The sequence below is a fragment of the Bdellovibrio sp. SBM16 genome (assembly GCF_056175625.1).
Window position 1 is genome coordinate 653,792 of the sequence record NZ_JBJKJG010000001.1, and the last position, 17,601, is coordinate 671,392.

The window sequence follows — 17,601 nt, forward strand, 5'->3', positions numbered from 1 at the left end:
TAGGTTTGTTAACGAGGAACGCTAATGACGACGTTAAAGAAACAAATTTCAATCGCAAAGGACACTGTTTTATTCAAACAGGGTGAAGCCGGTGATTGCGCATACGTTGTTGAGAGCGGAAAAGTACTTGTCTACCTTGAAATCGATCAAAAAGTTGTGCCGTTAACCCACATCAAAAAAGGTGAGATCTTCGGTGAAATGTCGCTGATCGACTCATTGCCACGTTCGGCATCGGTTAAAGCGGTTGAAGACACAATTCTTAACGTTGTGACAAAAGATCAATTGATCGAGCGTTTTCAGGGTTCTGACCAATTAGTTCAATTATTATTAAAAGTGATGATGAATCGTGTACGTAAAAACAATTCATCACTGACTCATGGTAACGAAGCTAACATGAACCAGGACGACATGGTGATGGACGGTTTTGAAAACCTGAAATTTGAAAATCGTCTGCAGGAAGCTTTGAACAACCAAGAGTTTGAAATGTTTTACCAGCCGATTATCAATATGCAGGACAATCGTGTGGTCGGCGCCGAAGCTTTAATCCGTTGGAAAGACCCGGTGATCGGTTACATCCAGCCGGATAAGTTTATCGACTTTTTAGAAAATTCATCTTTAATGGTTTCAGTCGGACACTGGATCTTTGAACGTTGTCTCCAGGATTTCCATAAAATCAAAGGCACGTTTGGCGACGATTTTATTATGAGTATCAATGTGAGCGGACGTCAGTTTACTCACCCTGATTTTTTAGTGGATCTTGAAAGATTGACGTGGAAACACAAAGTAAACCCGAAAAACATCAAGCTTGAAGTCACTGAGCGCGTGATGATGAACGGGGTTGTGGCAATTGAGATCTTAGATTCGTGTAAAAATAAAGGTTTTCATATTTCAATTGATGACTTTGGTACCGGATATTCAAGCTTGCAGTATTTATCGCAGATGCCTGTCAGTTATCTGAAAATTGATAAATCATTTGTCTCAAAAATTAACGCCGATCCGAAAGTATTAGCTGTTGTGAAGTCGATGGTCTTCATGGCACAGGCCCTAGGCATGGATATTATCGCCGAAGGTGTTGAAACTTTGGATGAGCGTGAGTCGTTACTGCAATTAGGTGCGTATTACGCACAAGGCTGGTTGTATTCTAAAGCCTTACCGTTGGATCTGTTTATGAAATTGCCAACTCAGATCGTAAAAGAAAAAGTAGCCAGCTAGCTAAATAAAATCTCCATAAATTAGACCTTGTGACAGTGTCTAAAACCTTAATTGTTATATGGTTTTAGCCGATAAAGTGCCTATGCGCGCTATTCAATTTTTAGTCATTTTTTCATTAATTTTTAATTCCTTCGTGCCCATGGATTACAGAATCGCACACGCCTCTGAAACATCGACAGGAGCACGTCAGCGCGGCAGTTCAAGAAATCCAGCGACTTCATCACAGCAAGACAGTGTTCGCCTTGAGAGAAGCGCTTGTCCGGCAACGCTTGTTGATTCAGTCAAAAACGATAAAAAAGCCTCATTTTTAACGCGATCTTTGATCGGTGATATAGAAGACACGTGTGGTAATTATTCTTTTACCGGTAAAAGACAAACAGTACCGCGAATGACGGTGATTAATTCCGGCGATAAGGTTAAAGTCGGTATGGAAGAAATCTATGGCGACCATTTTTCTCCGGCGTTGAAAAATTCTTTAAATGGTTGTTCAAATCTTTCTGCACCAGATCAGGCAGCGATTGCTACACGTTTTTATTCGGCCGCAGTTCAGATCGAAGACTTTAATGGAAAAGTCGCTGACGAAATCAGTTATATTGATTCACTGATCAGCGGGGGCAATGCAAAGGATTTTGAATGTAGCGAAATGCTTCCTAAGCTGAAAAGTCGCTGCCCAGAAAATACCGCCAACAAATGTAGCGAATCACGTGACAAACGTTTAGATGATGTCGCAGATAAAACAGCTCAGGCTCTAGCCAAGTTAGAAAAAGCAGAACAGTTGCTGAGCAACTGTAAGAACAAACTGATGCCGTCTTTGTTAAGAGCCAGTGAAAAAAGTAAACAAGCCGCTTATCAAAAAAACTGCGCTCCTGAAATGGCGTTAATTGCACAGATTAAAGATGGCTACCCATGGATTGATGGTGCTGAATTTCAGAAATTGGCCATTGCCAAACCGGCGCGCTGTGAAGGTGGCGGACGCGGCGGTGGACAGCGTAAATGTTTTCCGGCCCAGTATAAAGATAAAGCCGCCGTCAAAGAAGCGATCAAAGCTCAGTTAAACTTAAATCGTAAAGCGTTAGTAGCAAGTCATAAAAAAAGTATGCAGGATCTTCGCTGCCTGGTGTATAGCAACACCGATGCAAACTCAAAATGTAATTTTGATGACATCCGAAAAAGTCTAAGCGAAATGAAAGTGGCAACCACAGGATATGATAAACCTCTGGATGACTACGCCAGATACAATAACGGTGAAAAGTTTGATCGCGAAGGGCAGCCGATTAATCCGGCCACTTTAAAAAGTCAGGCCTCTCTTCGTAAAGCAATAGAATTAGACACTTATTTTGGCATTGAACAATGTTATATCCGCATGGGCCACGATAACCAAAAGTTTGAGAAAGAAGTCGGTGAGGCGACGAAGAATGCCGCTATCGACATTGGCATCGTCGTAGGTACCGCCGGTTTAGGAACCGTAGCCGCAGGTGCGCGCGTCGTTTCGCGCTTAGGCCGTTTTTCTCAGATCGCCCGAAGTTCAGCGACAGTGACCGGGGTTGCAGGCGGTGATGTTTATTATGCCTCGAAATCTGTCTCTGATGTTTATGCTAAATGTAAATTACCAGCGAAGGCCGCGGTAGATGCTTCGTCGTCATCCCGTTTGAAAGCCGATATTTGTGAAGATGCAAAATCGCCATTGGCTCAAGCCCGCCTTGAACAGTCTGATTGCCGAGAAGCCGCGCTTTGGGCTCTTGTCGATGCAGCTGCCGTCGGCGTGAGTTTAGCTTCTTTAAAAAACACACTTCGCGCCAACAATGCTTCCGCAGGTCTTTCAGAGACACAGGCCGTTACCGGAAATTCGCAAACTTCGGTAAAACCAGTTGCTGAAGTTAAACCGGCGCAAAAACCGGCTTCCAATGCATCACCGGCAAAAAAACCGAAAGAAAAACTTGTAGAAAAGCCTGTCGAAAAACCTACAGAACAGGTGCGAGCACCGGCCGAAGATGCAGCACCCGTAGATAATCTGACAGCTGCCGCAGATACGGCCACAGCTGTTTCAGGTAAAACACAGGATTCAACTGGTCTAAGCGAATTTGCCAGCACCAATCAAAATTTAACTTCAGAGCAGCGCGAATTAGGTGCGGCTCTAACCACCACGGCCAACACCACGGTCGCGGCAAAACCAGATACGACCACGGCAAATAGCAGTGATGATCTTATCGATAGCATTCAAGAGCAAATTAATAGTACCGCTACGAACGGACGCGGTGGCAATCCTCGTACCGATAGAGATCGTGACCAGCTGGCACAGACGCTAGAAACAGATTTTATCGCGGCCAATCGCGGTCAGCGTGTGCGTGTGGCCAATGCCGATGGCGGATATTTAAATGCGCAGATAACCGGTCTTAAAGCAGATCCGAATGGCTCTGGCAGAGTCGAAGTCGCCTACAATAATTCAAACGGCAGTATCTCGTCGCGTGAAGTTGAGATGCGTGAAATTTTTGAAGCGAATCCGAAACTGCGCGAACGTTTAGATGCTAGATTTTATGAAATTATGAGTAACGGCCGCAACCTGCAGTCGGATCGTGCGATACTGGCGGCAAGAAATGCGCCGCCAGCGCGGCAACAAACAACAACAGGATCTTTTAACCCGGTACCGAACAGCGGCAACTCCTTAGATACGCGTTCAAGTAGTTCAATCAGCACGATGGCCGGTGGTAGCCAGCAGCAGGCTCCGGTATTTAACCAAAAAGCGGCCGCACAAACAGCACCACGCTATCAGGTCTCTTCATTACGCATGGACTCTGGTTCAGGCGGTGGTGGAGCGGCAGCTGTTTCTATCAATGTTCCACAGCAGCAGGCCTCGCGCAGCCGCGCACCGGCGTCAGTGCAATCTGAGCCAGCAGCGCCGGCACGCCAATCTGTTGAAGATGAATTATTGGCTGCCATGAATGCTCCGGCAGCGACAGCGGTAAACATTTCGCCAATAAAAGCAAGAACATCAGTTAAAACATCAACTGCAGTGCCGGTTAAAACCGATGCTGATGTTAAGGTCGATGATGGTACGGTCGTTGATAAATCGACGAACGCTCGCTTTGTCGAAGGGGAACAGATCCGTATTTCTAACTTTGAAGGCGGAGATGCCGCTGATTTTAAAGTCGTCAAAAAGTTAGATAACGGTTTATTGCGTGTGGCTGATGCCAACGGTAAAGAATTTGATTTACTACGTGATGAAGTAAAAAGTGCCCAGCGTTTAAGTTTAAATGGGGCCGCTGAACCGGTGATTAAAGCCGAGCCAACGCCGGCTAAAATCGGCAACTACGCTCCGGGTGAATTATTACAACCCGCTAAAGTTGAAAATGTTAAATTAAAAGAAGAGTTTGTCCGCCCGGGTGACATGGTCAGTGTTAAGAATTTTGAGGGCGGTGGTGATTTAAATGCCAGTATCGTTAAGAAAAATACTGACGGTACTTTACGGGTTAAAGATGAAAGCGGTAAAGAATTTGATTTAGTGAAATCTGAAGTTAAAGGCGCAGAATTTTCGCGCGATTTACCAGAAGAAGTCAGAAAGAACTTAGAGATTCCGGATGAGGCAGAGCGTGTTAAAGCTGCACAAAATTATGTAGGCCGTTCGTTATCGCCGGAGCAGGAAAATGCGGTGATTAAATCGCATAAAATCGCCAGCGATAAAGGGATTTACACCCTGTCTAAAGGTGAATTAAAACAAAAAACCAAAATTTTACGTGATGCGGGCTTTAGTGATGAAGAGGCCAGCTTACTTTTACGTAAAGGGGTTACCGGCGGGACGGGATTAGATAACGTTCGTATCGTAGCCGAACAGCCTCCGGTTCCCGAATTTGAAATCGTTAAGGGTAAACAGATCCAGGTTCCGATGGGTAATACCGGCCGCACCAACCCAGGTGCGGTGATGAGCGGGCCGGATAAAAACGGTTTTTATGAAGTTGAATTTTTCCAGCAAGGTGTCGGTATCGGCCGCACCAGAAAAACCGCCAAAGAATTAATCGCGGCCAATGTGGTTGTGCCGTTGAAGCAGCCTAATCCGGTGATCAATGTACCGGTTGTAGGAAAAGATATTTCTTACCCGGGTAAAGTGATCAGTGGCCCGAATGCCAAGGGCCAGTACGAAGTTGAAATTTATCCGCCGGGCAAGCCAGCGACCATCGTGCGAATGGACGAGTTAGTGTTAAAACGTGCAAACACGCCGCTGGCTTTACGCCAGGCTAAAATCCGTGATGCCCGCCATGCGAGTTTTGCAAAAAAATCTTCGGCTGAATTAGAACAAATTGTTTCTGACAGTTTCCGCAGAGCGGAAGGCCGCGGTGTACGCGATCAGTATGATGTAAGTTATGGTTCAAGCGGTAAGCCTGATAAAACTTTAAAAATTAAAAAAATTGATGTCGAAGGACAAAAAGCCCTTGAAGAGCTGGCCAAACGCCAGTCGCGTAATCCGACTGAGCTTTATGAAGAATTTAAAGTGGCCCGCAAAACTGTGGTGCAGCCACAAAGCAGCGCTCAAAAAGTTTCAGGCATGAGCAGTGCTGATGTTTACAATTCACCGCAGGCCGGTGGAGCCCGCAATGAATTAGACTTTTTGGCTGAAAAAGACGGTTTAAACGGATCTAAATTCAATGTGCGTCAGCGCGAAAGCATCGCGCGTGAACTTGGTATTACAGATGTTAACCGTGCTTCAGCTATTGATTATGGTTCGATTGCGACCCGAAAAGAAACCCGTGATTTATTTGACCGAATCATGCCAGGCCAGAGATCTTTTGATGCCGACCTGCTACGCCAGACAATGAGTTATAATCCGCGCGGTGGTTATATCGGTGAGCGTGAATTTTCGAATGCCGAAAAATTCGTAAACGCAGTCAAACAAGCTGATGTCAGCAATTTAACGGCCGCCGAACGACGTTTATTAAATAAATACACAGACCGTGCACCGCTGTACGCGCGCCAGGCTAATCCAGATGTGGCTTTAATTCCTCGCCAGACTCTTGAGGTTGATGTCACACCGGTGGCAACGGGCGCAAGCCGCAGTATTGCTTCAACATCACGCGCCCAGGTCGAAGATGCCGCAAAAACTGCGGATGCAGCCCGTAACCGCTTAGATTACTTAGCTGAACAAGAGGGTTTAAAAGCTACGCGATTAACCGAGCGTCAGCGTGAAAGTATAGCCCGTGAATTAGGTATTTTTGATGAAAATAAAACCGCGGCCTTGGATTACAAATCCGTGGGTACAAAAAAAGAAGCCAGTGCTTTATTTGATAAACTGTTTCCGGGTAAAAAAGACTTTGATGTTGAGTTATTGCGCCAAAGTTTAAGTTATAACCCGCGCGGTGGTTATTTATCTAACCGTGAGTTTAGTAATGCTGAAAAATTTGTAACGGCAATTCGCAATGCTGATATTGACGGTTCGACGTTATCACTATCTGAAAGACGCTTATTAAACCGGTTTACTGATCGTGCACCGCTTTATGCGCAGCAAATAACCCCGGAAACACCGCTGATCCAGCCACAAAGTTTAGAGGCGGTAGTTCCACCGCGTATCACCAGCGTTAAAGTTGCAAATTTTGCCGGTCGTGGTGATGAGATCGTGGCGCAGGCGAGTGTTAAACCAGAGCTTGCACAGAAAGGTGATCAGGTTCACTTAAAAAACTTTGAAGGTGGCTCTGACTTACATGCTAAGTTTGTCAGACTTAATAAAGATGGCACCGCACGGGTGCAAGATTCACGGGGTAAAGAATTTAATTTAAGTGCGCAGGCCACCAGTGAGGCCAAGTTCTACCGCGGCCTGACAGCAGAACTAAAAGTAAACGGCGATTTAGATATGCCGTCACGCGTGGCCACAGCCGCAGCGTATTTAAAACGTCCGTTAACTCCGGCGCAAAAAGACGCGATAGCGGCAGCGCATGCGGTTGGTGGCAAAGAGCGCGGTTATTTTGACTATACAATGAAAGAGTTGCGCGAAAAGACAGATATCTTACGTAAGGCCGGGTTTAACAAAGCCGAAGCAAGTTTACTTCTACGCAAAGGTATTGCCGGTAACAATCCGGCAGAATTGGCGCAGGTTATTAAAGTTGAGCCGGGTGATATCCGTCTGGGTGACCGTGTAACGATTGATGAATTTAACGGGACCGGCGAACTACGCGGCGAGATCGTAGGTCCGGCCAATAATGGCGGAATGATTCTGCGTGAGGCGAATGGCACAGAAACCATCATCTATAAATCTGATTTAGAAGATGCAACGAACACGCGTATTACCCGTGATCCGTACAGACGCTCGATCGCCTCAGCCGACGAGTCGATTTCTTTAGAACGTGCCAAGATCGTAGCGGTAAGAAATATCGATAAGGCCGTTCCGATTCCGGCTTCAGAAGTTCGGGTTGGTGATCGTATCGTGATCAGCGAGTTTAACGGGACCGGTGAACTTGATGCTGTGGTTGTCGGTCAGACAAAAAACGGCGGCTATCTGGTGCGTGAATCAGACGGTACTGATACAATTATTTACAAAACTGATTTAGAAGACATCAACAACACCAAAGTTTTGCGTGACTGGGGTACAATCCCTGCGATGGCCAAGACCGATGCTTCGGTGAAACTGGATTTCTCGCCGGATTCGCCAGTGTTGGTTTCTAAAGACGGAAAAAATAACCCGGATATCGTTGTGCCACTTGGTAACGGCGAGTTACGTCTTGGCCGGGTGTTGACACAGGTCGAACCCAAACCGGGTATGGCAAAGAGCTATGTGGTTGAGTACGCGGATGAAACCGGTGTAGGCAACCAGATTCAGCTTACCCAGGAGCAATTATTATACGCCAACACGGCTGATGCTTTAAAGAAAGTTCAAGCCGATATTAAGCGCAGTACGGAATACCAGGCTAAATCAAACACTGAATTACAGCAGATTTTAGATGAAGGAAACCGCGCCGCCAAAGAAGCCGTTGGTAAAGGCCGTCCGGTTGATAAAAAAGATTTAAATGCTGAAACCCAAACGGCCTTAGCTGAGCTGGCCCGCCGTAGCGGGGTTACTTCACGTGCGGTGTTTGAAGCCTATAAACGTGGCGGTGTTAAAGGGGTAGAAAATCTTGCGTCGGCACAGAAAATGCTTCGTGCTCCGGCCTCGAATGCAGTGCCTGTGGTCACTCCGATTATTGTAAAACCATTGGCGCAGTTAAAAACCGGCGACTTTGTCGTGACAGCCGGTATTGGTGATAAAGTTAAGTTACCAAAACCTGTGGGCACTGAAGTCGAAGGTGTCGTGTTGGGCCGTGAAAAAGTAAACGGCGAAGTGATTTATACGGTCGGTGTTAAAAAAGATAAATCGGTGGTGTTACAGAAAATGACCGACCGTGAACTGGGTGATTTAAATTCATCATTTGTCGGTATTAAAGCTAATCGTTCACGCAGTTTGGATCCTCAGGCGTTGCGTGCGCAGATTGATAATGATTTTGCTAACGCAAAAAATGAGGCCCAGCTTGCTGAGCTTCGCCGTAAATCACGTTTAAAAGTTGAAGAGCGAAATAAAATTATTTATGACGATGCAAAAAGTAATCCGCTGTTGGTCAACAGTGCAGGGGTTACAACGCCTGAAGGAGCGGTTTATATTAATATCGACCGTGATATCGACGAGCGTTTTTCGACCTTATTACATGAAATTTCGCACACTAAAACCGACCGTATCAACGGTGATTTGGCCATTCGTTCCGAGAAGGGTTCGTTAACCGCACCTGGCTATGGAAACGGCTTTTTCATCGACGAGATTAAAGCAGCAACCGTAAATTTTGCGGTTGATAAGCAGACCGTCATTGCGCAAAGTAAATCCGGTGTGCCGGGTGTACCAAACCGTGCGGTTAAACGTGATATCAATCACATGCAAACCAGCGTTGACCGCAGACAGGGTTTTATCAACGACACCAATGCGGCGTTGGATCAGATTGATGAAGCGATTGGTTCACTGGTCGCTAAAGATATCGGCCGTACCGGTAATAGCAACTACACGATCTGGGAAGTGACTCTTAACCGTGTTGCTGGAAAAGACGGGCCGGTTAAAGTGAATTTTTCTACGCCGGTTAATATGTCGCGCAGTGAAGCGATGGCCGAGCTACGCCGGTTATCGCATGACACACGCATCAGTCTGTTAAACGCGCAAAGCCGTCTGGATTATGATAAAGCTTATTTAACTGAGCTGCGCGCCAAAGTCGGTGTACCAAAACCACCTGAAGGTTTAAAAGGCGGCAGTCTGGTTGCTGAAGCGCGAGCGGCTTCTTCACGTAGTCCGGCCTCAAGCGGTATTAAAGCACAGGCTTTAGATATAAACCCAGCTACAAAAGAGTTGGTCGAAGAACTGGATTCGGTATTAGGGGTGCGCGGTCGCAGCTTTGGTATGCGTGATGTGAACGAATTAACAGCGAGCCATCCGCTGACTCCGATTGTTGAAAAACAACGTCAGATTATCAGCCGCATAAGCCGTATCGACCGCCAGTTGCAGCCAGAAAATTACACCCGTACCGTAAATAAAATTGCTGATGACATGGCAAAAGCCGGCAATATGGATTTAGCAATCCCGTACTACCGTGCTTCAGCCAATACGATTTATGAAAACTTAGGTTCTTCAGCGAAATCGTTCTGGAGCAGCGAAGCCAATGCCAAGGCTGCCATCCGTGCCGGTTTTATCTCTGATAACCCGGATGTGGCAAGAATGGCGACTGATAAACTTATCGCTGCTAAATCAAAGTCGACAACGCCGGAAGAACTTAAAAAAGTGGCGTTAGATCACTACCACAATTTAGGTTATGAGTATGACCGTGTTCTGTACGGGGTAAAACGCTATGGTCATAAAAATAAAGAAGTTGATTTACTGGTGCTGCGTAAACAACAACAGTACTTATCAAATAAGTACAAACTAAAAGACGAGATCGAAAAAGTATACGGTAAAGACAGCTGGGTTAAAGTAGATGAGCAGGCCGACTTAACAGTTGAAGACCTTTTATCAAATCCGCAGCAGATTATTGACCCGGATAAATTTAAACGCTTTCAGCGTGTTCCGGCCAGCACGCCTGCCGTTGAAGCGCCACTGCCTCCGAGTGCATTTGTTCCGGCGCAAAATCATGAGCTTGAATTAGACGAGCAGGTTAAAAAATACGTTGAGTCGATTAAAACCGCTGACCTTTCGCCGAAAGAAGTTAAATCAGTTCTGCATCAGGAAGATTTAATCATCGCAACACAAAATGCTTCGGTTGCCAAAGTCATCGAAAAAGCTAAAGTCGACGTCGAAGGTTTAAAATTCGGTATGCTTGATTCGGATGTCGGTAAGATCGCAAAATTTCAGGAACATATCCTGATCAATAAAAACAAAGAATCAGACGAGCTCTTTGATACGATCCGCGGCAGTGATCAGACACCGGCCGGTAAAGAAGTTAAATCGATCTTAAGCAGTTTAGGATTTGCCAACCCGCAGATGTTAAACCCGAATATTTCCAACCAGGATATCCGAGAGATTATCGCTGAAGTTCCGGTGTTGCGTGGTTATTTACATGAACTTCCGGGTATGCAACTGGCCATCCGCGATTTAAACACCGGTAAAATTACACCGGCACAGTTTCGCGAACGGTTTTTAGCTAACCTTGGCCATAACGGCCCGGACGACGGCTTCTGGGGATTTTTGTCCGGCACGATCGTACCAAACTCGCTGGCCAATGCAAAACACCCGAAAGCCAAAGTACTTTTTGCCAATTCGATTTTTGCCAGTGAAAAACTGCCATCGGGTGTAGTTAAACCTAAATACCCGATGCCGCAATCACCGGCCGGTATCGTGCACTCGACGTTTGACCGATTAAGCCAAGGCACGCGCGGCGGGGTAAATAAAATTTTCTACGAATTAGGTGGTACGCCGCTTGCGGCTAATCCGAAAATCGCTGTACGCGATGTCGGTGTTCCCCCGAATAAAGGCTTACAGCTTCCGCACGAGATGCTGTTTGGTAATCCTGAAAAGACCATGCGTCAGTTGCAGGCCCTGCAGCAGCATGCGGCAAGTTTTAAAGCACTGGATAAAGTACAGCAGACAGAGCTGAGTCAGTTAGTCGGTGGTGCGATTGTGCGCTTACAAAAACAAAATGATTATATCAAAGATCATGTCGAGCTTGTGCGTGACAGCAGCGGCGCGATTGAACGCATGACTTTAAAGTTTATCGATGAAGTCGGCGGCGAAAGAAAATTGGTTTACACCAATGATTCTGCGGCCGGTGATATCGCTAAAGGGATGGATCAGATGCTGGCGCAGGAAGAGCGTCTGCACGGTGATCCGTTTAAGAAATTTAAAACGTTTGCCCCGCAAGCGCAGCCTCTGGCTTCGGGCAGAACCAGTAAGCTTGATCAGCGCCACAGCCAGACGGCTTTGGATTACATGATCGTAAACATTGCCAAACGTTCTGATAATGAAAAATCTGAGGCTCCGGAAGTTGTTGCGTTTTTGATGGCTTATAAAAATGATCCGGGATTTGCCAGCTGGTTAAACAGCAAAGAATTGCCAAATGCGGTTCATTATGATGTTAAAGGTAATGCGCAAAAGCTGCTTATCGAATACCGCAGCCAAACAAACCGAAGTCCTGCCTCGATCAAAAAACAAGACCCGGTCACGGTGAATTTAGCTGACCCGTCATTGCAAGAGCCGTCGCGGCTAAATGCATGGCAAAATGAGAGACAAATAAACTTTAAACGCAGTCAGTATGACAACGTGATTTCAAGTCTAAGAAAGGGCGATGTCGTTCAGGCCGTGTCTGCAAACAGTGGTAAGGTTGAGAGTTTTGAATTAGGTGATTATATCGGCGCGGGTAATACCTCAAACCTGTATGCCACAAATGATCCAAATAAGGTGATCAGGCTTCCGTACTTAACCAGCGGCGTGTCCGGCAAAAAATCGGGTAAAGAGTTTTTTGAAACTTATGTACAGACGCGAGCTAAGTATGAAGGCATTCCTGGTTTAGAAGTGGTTAAGGTTTTTGATCACGGTAAAAACTACGAGTATATCGTAAATGAAAAAGTGCGTATCCGTATGACGTTAAATCAGGTCGAAGACCGCTTGTACGATTTAAAATCGGGCAAAAAACTGACTGATCACGAAGAAAAAGAATTTTCTGAGCTGCAATCGGTGTGGGATCGATTCGTAAAAATCGCACCGGAGATTGCTAAACGTTCAAATGACCAGAACCGAATCAGCTCTATTAACAGTGGTAAAGCAGCCGATCGTGATATGGCGCTTATGAATGAAGCCCGCCAAGTGGCACTTACTCCGGACGGGCGTTTAGTGTTGTTAGACTGGGAATAGTTATTTTTTAAACGGGTGCTTTTTAGCATCCGCGATTTCTTTGGCTGTGAATAATTTTAAATAATCTTCATAGCCTTCTTCTTCCAGTTTTTCTAACGGAATAAATCTTAAACTTGCCGAATTCATGCAGTAACGAAGGCCGCCTTTATCTTTGGGCCCGTCGGGAAACACGTGGCCCAGGTGCGAGTCGGCGCGCTTTGAGCGGATTTCAATACGGTCCATGCCGTGGCTGGTGTCGGCTTTTTCAACGACGACATCTTTATTGATAGGTTTGGTAAAACTTGGCCAGCCTGATCCTGATTCAAATTTATCCTTCGAAGAAAACAGAGGCTCTTTTGAAATGACATCTACGTAAATACCCGGGTGGTGATTATTCCAGTAAGCGTTATCAAACGGGCGTTCGGTGCCGTTTTTCTTTGTGACCGCATACTGTTCGGGTGTTAATAATTTTTTTAAAGCATCGTCGTCTTTTGGAAATGCGCAGGTTTCTGGGTTATATTTTTCCACTTTCTTTTTCTCCGTCTTAGTGGTTGTAGGGGTAGCAGAAGCTGGTTTGGTCTGTGCCTGAGCCAGCGAAAAGCTTAAAGCGATGGTTGCAAATAGTAATAAAGTTTTCATATCAGTAAAGCCTACCACTTAACTAATAGCGGTCAAACGGGAGTCTTACCCCGTAAAACGGCTGAAAAATTAGCCAAAATCACCCATGAAATGCGCTTTTAATAGTTTTAAGGCTCAACTTCTTGCCAAGCGGCGAAAAGGTCGTTATAAGTTTGGTTCTCAAGGACTACTCAAGTCAGTGGCGGCCGTAGCTCAGTTGGTAGAGCATCGGATTGTGATTCCGAGTGTCGCGGGTTCAAGCCCCGTCGGTCGCCCCAATTTCCTTTCCTAGGAAATTGAAAAAGGCCTTCCAAAAATCATAAATAGCTGAAAATTCAAATCAAGTGGTTTCAATAAGTTACGGGTCTCTTCGCGCGTGTACCGTTACAGCGAATTACGGGGAATTACCCTGTTTGGCTATATCTGGCTATACGTTGGCTATACGATTTTTTTGATACAAACCACTCATCCCTAAGCACATCCCAAGACCAAGTTGCCCGCGTTACAAGGCCCGCCCTGTAAGTCAGCGAGGTGACTTGGTTTAGCTTGTCTTGCTCGCTCCTTATTTCTGCTGACCACCCGCTCTCTACGAGATCAGGTGGTCAGCAGCGGAGCTCGCAAGGCAAGCAAAACCAATAGTCAAAGATTGGCTATCAACAGGGCGGGCAGATTTAAATTTTTTAGGGAGGAATGAATGCAATTAGCAATGAGTGGGATATTCCCAGAGATCACAGAAAAACGAACCTCAGCAAAGAATATTGTATTAACTGAGAGGGATTTTGAAATTTTAGAATTTATCATGGATATGAAATTCGCAGGTGTTGAGGAAGTGTTTGAGAAGTTTTTTAAGATAACCTTAACGAATGAATCGGCGAAAAGTTCGGAGTGGGCGAGGAAGCGACTTTGCCAACTTGAAAAGGCAAACTTTTTGAAGTCGATGCGATCCTTTTCTGAAAGCACGAGATACTACGTTACCACCTTCAAAGCATACTATGCGTTGTCGCAATTTAACCCCGAGAAGTTTGTGAGTAAACCGAGTGGGGGATTTGATCAACGGACCTTCTTGCATGACCGTGGCGTTTTACGTGCGCGTTTGTATCTTGAGTCCTTGAGAAATGTAAATTCTTGGATTTCAGATCGTAAACTAAAGTCTTCGACAGAATTAGCTGGTGGTCTGACCGTTCAATATATTCCCGATGCGATCTATGTCACTTCGGCTAGTGTGCGCGTTGCCTTTGAACTTGAAATCGCTGTGAAGGCGAAAAGTCGTTATCAAGACAAAATCAAAAAATATGTTCAACTTATGCGTTCGACCAATATGCAACACAAGGTTTTTGATCGGGTTCAGTTTGTTTGTGCGAAAGATACTGTCGCAAAGTTTTTGCTTAAAGAGACCCGGATCTATGGGGAACTTTTTGAAGTCGTGACCGTTGAAGATTTCTTCTTTAGAAATGATGAGGTTAAGCATGAAGAAGCTTAATGCCGTTCAAGATTTGGTGTCCGGTGGTGGTGGCAATCTTAAGCCTTCTTCTGCTGATCGCGTTGTCATTGGCAAGGTCAGTGGTTCCTTGTGGCGCAAGGAGGAACTGACAGAAGGTCAGCTCAATCACCACGTTCATATTGTTGGAGCATCAGGGTATGGCAAGACAGTTTTGCTTTCTCATATCATCAAACAGCGAATTCAGCAGGGGAAGGGGTTGCTGTTCATTGATCTGAAAGGTGACATCGAGATGATCATGAAGTTTTCAAAGTTTGTTGCCGACAACGACCGAATTGAGGATCTTCAGATTTTCTCTTTGTCGGATCAGAAGTTGTCTATTCCTTATAATTTGATTGATGACGGAACGCCAACGCAGCTGCGAGATAAAATCATGCTGTCGCTAAATTGGTCTGAGGAATTTTATAAAAATCAGTCCGCCAGTTTTCTTTTAAAGGTATTGATTGGTCTTTGTTATCTGCGCGATAAGCAGTCATTCAGATTTCATTTGGGAACCGTTTTGGAGGCGGCAAGTAGCTCTGAATTTTTGGAAAGTCTGTCATTGAAGGTGCCTGAGTGCGAGCGTCGGGCTAAGGCTGCATTGGAAGATTGTTACAATTTTCTCAATTCGCAGGATAATTATAAATCACTTCAGGGGTTGCGAACTCAGATCGAGTCGCTGGTTCTTTCTGATTTTGGAGATATGATCACTTCGGAAGATCCAGGTATTAATTTGTACGATACTGTATCCAATGGAAAGATCGCTTTTGTGTTTTTGGATTCCCGCAGGTATGGAGAGACGGCGAAGTCGGTAGGTCGATTTATCCTGCAAGATTTAAAAATGGTTTCGGCAAAGGTTGATGCCGAAGTTCCGAAAGAGCAACGTCGTCCGTTCACAGTGATTATTGATGAGTTTGCAGATTTAGCTCAGGAAGACTTCATTGGTTTCCTGGATCGTGCGAGAAGTTCGAAAATGTCGGTGATAGTTGCGCACCAAGAGATATGTGATTTGTTGCGAATTAGCCCTGAGTTTGCAGGCCGCCTGATGGGGAATACATCAACCTTGTATGCCTTTCTTCAGAAGCGTCCGGAGAGTGCGGAGATGATCTCTGCGATGGCAGGAACCCGCAAAGCTTGGAAGGAGACGGTGCAGTCTTCAAAGATGCTTTGGCTGGATGTTCCGACGGGGAATAAGTCGCTTAGGGAAGTGGAGGAGTTTGTGATTCACCCCAATACAATTAAATCCCTAAAAGTTGGGAAGTGTATATCAGTGAAAAAGTATCCAGAATCTAGAGCGTACCTAGTGGCGGTGAATCATGAAAATTAATATTTTCAACCGTTTATATGGTGGTTTTTCAGTAATTAGGTGAAGTCGTTGAATACTTAACCGTGTACTTTTTGTGTCGGCAATAAATTTGCTTTGAATTTCGCCCATGGTGGCGGCTCTCAATAGTTTAAAAATCAAATCCTATCGGCGCCACAGGCCGGAGCAAAATCTATTGTATCGGACCATCGAAACCTATTGGCCGATTTTCGTAAACGAACAAAGAAAAGTCGGCAAAACCTTACCTCATTTTATACGTGATGAGTTCGATGACTTTCTGGAGTGTGGAATTCCAGAAAACGGATTCGTTAGAACTTATTGTTATGCATGCCGGTACTCCGGCATTGTTCCTTTTTCTTGTAAGCGCAGGGGTTTTTGCCCCAGTTGCTGTGCGCGGCGGATGAATGATGAGGCGGCTCATCTAGTTGATGCCGTGATCCCGGAAGTTCCCACCAGGCAGTGGGTTTTCTCTTTTCCATTTAAAATGCGATTACTGATAGCTCGAAATCAAAGTCTGATGAATAAGGCCTTGAAAATTTATATTAATGAAATTCAATCGTTTCAAAGGAAACGCGCCAAAGCTGCAGGTTTTAAAGAGCCCCGGAGTGGGGCTGTGACTTTTATTCAAAGATTTGGTTCAGCGCTAAATTTAAACATTCACTTTCACACAGTGATCCCTGACGGAGTGTTTTATAAAACGTCAGGCGGATATCGGTTCCATCGGTTGGCAGAGCCGAGTTTTGTGGAACTTTGTTCCGTCGCCATAAAAATCCGCAAGAAGGTTTTAAACGCCATCGAGAAAATGGGGCTGGCAGAAGATTTTCAAACTTTTTTTGACGAGGAATCGTTGGGCGAGATGCAGTCGATTTCCATCACACAAAAAGCTGCGTTCGGTGATCGAGCAGGGACGGGGCTCAAAAGATTTGGAGTTAAAAAAATAGAAGTGGATCCCGAAGGTCAGGATCCTTATTCCGCGAAGATCGACGGATTTAGCTTAAATGCCAGTGTGAGTGTTCCAGCGCAAGATCGCAAAAGGCTTGAACAGCTGATTCGATATATGGCTCGTGGGCCTATTGCAACAGAAAGGCTGTCGGAAGGATTTCCTAATCAGCTGGTTTACAAAATGAAATCCCCTTGGCGTGATGGCACAACACACGTTAGTTTTTCGCATTTAGATTTTATTGCAAGATTGGTGGCGTTGATTCCCCCGCCACGCATGAATATGGTGAGGTATCATGGTTGTTTTGCTCCGAACTTTAAAGATCGGGATTTGATCGTCAAACGACCATCGCAGAAAAAGGGAACAAACGAATCTTATCTTGTGAATAATTTTGCGAAGGTTGAAAAAGTAAAAAAAGAGCGTCTTCGTTGGGCAGAGATGTTGAAGCGTACTTTCAAAATTGACGTGACAGTCTGCCCAAGGTGTTCCGGCAGGTTAGAGCAGATTGCTGTTATTAAGGATAAAGCCGCTGCAAAAAAGGTCTTAGAAAGTCTTGGGGAATTAAGTTCGTTTCGACCGTTAGAGGTCATAGAATCTCGTGGTCCGCCTTGTTCTGATGACTTTTTCATCGATGAAATAGATCAACGCGATCCAACTTGGTGAATTAATCTGACCAGGAGTGGGGTGCTATTGCCTAATTACCGAAAGCGACGAAAAAC

5 protein-coding genes, 1 tRNA gene and 1 pseudogene are annotated in these 17,601 nt (G+C 45.3%); 6 read left to right on the forward strand and 1 reads right to left on the reverse strand.

Annotation, left to right across the window (positions count from 1 at the left end; translation table 11 throughout):
• Positions 1–24 precede the first annotated feature (24 nt).
• Both AC04MM_RS03000 and AC04MM_RS03005 read left to right on the forward strand, forming a co-directional pair.
• Entirely contained in the window at positions 25–1,212 is a 1,188-nt protein-coding gene (locus tag AC04MM_RS03000; protein ID WP_475378832.1) for an EAL domain-containing protein, read from the forward strand.
• Positions 1,213–1,294: 82 nt separating this feature from the next.
• Positions 1,295–12,544, forward strand: coding sequence for a hypothetical protein (locus AC04MM_RS03005; protein WP_475378833.1), 11,250 nt, complete (start codon positions 1,295–1,297; stop codon positions 12,542–12,544).
• Here AC04MM_RS03005 and msrB read toward each other — a convergent pair.
• Positions 12,545–13,015, reverse strand: a pseudogene (gene msrB, locus AC04MM_RS03010) (peptide-methionine (R)-S-oxide reductase MsrB); the annotation flags it as partial.
• A gap of 328 nt (positions 13,016–13,343) precedes the next feature.
• On the opposite strand from msrB, the gene AC04MM_RS03015 reads away from it, so the two are divergent.
• From AC04MM_RS03015 to AC04MM_RS03030, 4 genes are all read left to right on the forward strand, one after another.
• Positions 13,344–13,419, forward strand: a tRNA-His gene (locus tag AC04MM_RS03015).
• Positions 13,420–13,835: 416 nt separating this feature from the next.
• Entirely contained in the window at positions 13,836–14,621 is a 786-nt protein-coding gene (locus tag AC04MM_RS03020) for a hypothetical protein (protein WP_475378834.1), read from the forward strand.
• Positions 14,608–15,945, forward strand: coding sequence for a type IV secretory system conjugative DNA transfer family protein (locus AC04MM_RS03025; RefSeq protein WP_347359485.1), 1,338 nt, complete (start codon positions 14,608–14,610; stop codon positions 15,943–15,945). The genes AC04MM_RS03020 and AC04MM_RS03025 overlap by 14 nt, the downstream gene beginning before the upstream one ends.
• 106 nt (positions 15,946–16,051) lie before the next feature.
• Positions 16,052–17,545: a transposase gene (locus tag AC04MM_RS03030; protein ID WP_475378835.1), complete on the forward strand. Its 1,494-nt coding sequence runs from the start codon at positions 16,052–16,054 to the stop codon at positions 17,543–17,545.
• Positions 17,546–17,601 lie beyond the last annotated feature (56 nt).

What these genes read in the sequence shown, in the direction of transcription:
- AC04MM_RS03025 (WP_347359485.1), top strand. Translation starts at nt 14,608, where the DNA reads ATGAAGAAGCTTAATGCCGTTCAAGATTTGGTGTCCGGTGGTGGTGGC.
- AC04MM_RS03000 (WP_475378832.1), top strand. Translation starts at nt 25, where the DNA reads ATGACGACGTTAAAGAAACAAATTTCAATCGCAAAGGACACTGTTTTA.
- AC04MM_RS03005 (WP_475378833.1), top strand. Translation starts at nt 1,295, where the DNA reads ATGCGCGCTATTCAATTTTTAGTCATTTTTTCATTAATTTTTAATTCC.
- AC04MM_RS03020 (WP_475378834.1), top strand. Translation starts at nt 13,836, where the DNA reads ATGCAATTAGCAATGAGTGGGATATTCCCAGAGATCACAGAAAAACGA.
- AC04MM_RS03030 (WP_475378835.1), top strand. Translation starts at nt 16,052, where the DNA reads ATGGTGGCGGCTCTCAATAGTTTAAAAATCAAATCCTATCGGCGCCAC.